A 2,500-nucleotide genomic window follows, 5' to 3' on the forward strand; every position below is an offset into this window, starting at 1 on the left:
TTCCAGCTGTCAGAAGTAAGTAAGATCTGACAAGAAAGCCTTTTCTTTTTTCATAAGTGTTTTTATTGTCCTAGTGTAATATGCACGATAACCAAAGGAGTAAACGAAAATATAAAAGGATTCTTTGCAAAACGTACGAGACTTTTTAAAAGCTGAAGAAACACCGCTGAGTTTAAGTTGAATACCTATCAACATACCTATACCAACACTCACAAGCGACATCATAATCATTCCTTTTTACAAAATGCCAATAGTGACCTTTCTGACCTTGAGCTTAAACAGATTATCGAGCACTGCAACAACATCTTTTACAATAATCATACAGGAATAAGAACAGGCGCTTTGTGCCTAATCATTTATACACCCTAGGCATTTAACAAGACAGATACACCCATTTACCCACCTATAGTAAATATAAAGGAACAACAGAAGACAATATAGCCCTCACCCCTTTTATAAAGACATGGCAGACATATAAGAACTGTGCAAACATAAGAACTATGTATTGTACTATGAAGAGAGAAGAAACTTGTAGAGAAACGGTCAGATAAAAATATTTTACGGTAGATACAAAAACTCTCAAAGCAAAATACACGAAAGCAATAAGAAGCAATTATTGATTTTCAACGGTGGCGTTTTTCAGGAGAAGCAGAAAATATAAATACTGTTAGGATTTTTTTGGTTGCGGGGGCAGGATTTGAACCTGCGGCCTTCAGGTTATGAGCCTGACGAGCTACCGGGCTGCTCCACCCCGCGCCATTGCAGAGATCTCACAGTTATTGTGACGATGATGTTTTTGTAACAAAATCACTTGACTGCTAACCTCTATTGGAAACTGTTTGAGAAGACCATTGTATGTTTTTAACAGACCTGGCAGTGACTTACTCTCCCGTGCCTTAAGACACAGTACCATCAGCGCTGGAACGTTTCACGGCCGAGTTCGGGATGGGGATCGGGTGCAGGCATTCCGCCATAACCACCAAGTCAGCTAAGAACATATCAATGAACGAGAACTGGTTTTTTTGCTTAGTTTTTTTAGAATGACTATAGGGAATGGGAACGATCAAGCCTATCGAACGATTAGTATCAGTAAGCTTCATATGTTACCACACTTCCACACCTGACCTATCAACGTGGTGATCTTCCACGGTTCTCAGGGAATACTCGTTTTCAGGTGGGTTTCCCGCTTAGATGCTTTCAGCGGTTATCCCGTCCGTATATAGCTACCCTGCTATGCGGCTGGCGCCACAACAGGTCCACCAGAGATACGTCCATCCCGGTCCTCTCGTACTAGGGACAGATCCTGTCAATATTCCTACACCCACGGCAGATAGGGACCGAACTGTCTCACGACGTTCTGAACCCAACTCACGTACCGCTTTAAATGGCGAACAGCCATACCCTTGGGACCTGCTCCAGCCCCAGGATGCGATGAGTCGACATCGAGGTGCCAAACAACCCCGTCGATATGAACTCTTGGGGGTCATCAGCCTGTTATCCCCGGCGTACCTTTTATCCGTTGAGCGATGGCCCTTCCACACGGGACCACCGGATCACTATGACCGTCTTTCGACTCTGTTCGACTTGTCAGTCTCACAGTCAGGCAGGCTTATGCCATTGCACTCAACGAACGATTTCCGACCGTTCTGAGCCTACCTTCGCGCGCCTCCGTTACTCTTTAGGAGGCGACCGCCCCAGTCAAACTACCCACCATACACTGTCTTGAATCCGGATAACGGACTGCAGTTAGACATCCATATCCATAAGGGTGGTATTTCAAGGATGACTCCACAAGAGCTGACGCCCCTGCTTCAAAGTCTACCACCTATCCTACACAGATAGACACAAATGCCAGTGTAAAGCTATAGTAAAGGTGCACGGGGTCTTTCCGTCTAACCGCAGGAACCCCGCATCTTCACGGGGAATTCAATTTCACTGAGTCTACGTTGGAGACAGCGGGGAAGTCGTTACGCCATTCGTGCAGGTCGGAACTTACCCGACAAGGAATTTCGCTACCTTAGGACCGTTATAGTTACGGCCGCCGTTTACTGGGGCTTCAATTCGATGCTTGCACATCTCCTCTTAACCTTCCAGCACCGGGCAGGCGTCAGACCCTATACATCGTCTTGCGACTTCGCAGAGCCCTGTGTTTTTGGTAAACAGTCGCTACCCCCTGGTCTGTGCCACCCTTTAACGGTTGCCCGAAAAAGGGTCACGCTTCTTCCGAAGTTACGCGTGCAATTTGCCGAGTTCCTTCAACGTAGTTCTCTCAAGCGCCTTGGTATTCTCTACCTGTCCACCTGTGTCGGTTTCGGGTACGGTCTATACGTGGGAGCTATTTCCTGGGACTACTTCACTGCAAGATCAATCCAATAAGACCTTACAATATACGCAATCCGTCACTTCCCACAGGTCCACGAATATTAACGTGGTTCCCATCGACTACGCCTTTCGGCCTCGCCTTAGGGGCCGACTCACCCTGCTCAGATTAACTTTAAGC

The 2,500-nt window shown here is 46.6% G+C and carries 1 tRNA gene and 2 rRNA genes (1 of these 3 cut by a window edge); all 3 read right to left on the bottom strand.

The window, feature by feature from the left end:
* Positions 1 to 679: 679 nt before the first annotated feature.
* Positions 680 to 756: transfer RNA gene (locus GGR10_RS06510), tRNA-Met, on the bottom strand.
* 112 nt (positions 757 to 868) lie between these two features.
* Positions 869 to 984: ribosomal RNA gene (gene rrf / locus GGR10_RS06515) — 5S ribosomal RNA — on the bottom strand.
* Positions 985 to 1,059: 75 nt separating this feature from the next.
* Positions 1,060 to 2,500, bottom strand: a 23S ribosomal RNA gene (locus GGR10_RS06520) (it continues 1,370 nt past the right edge of the window).

Source organism: Bartonella chomelii (assembly GCF_014138465.1).
Taxonomy (GTDB): domain Bacteria; phylum Pseudomonadota; class Alphaproteobacteria; order Rhizobiales; family Rhizobiaceae; genus Bartonella; species Bartonella schoenbuchensis.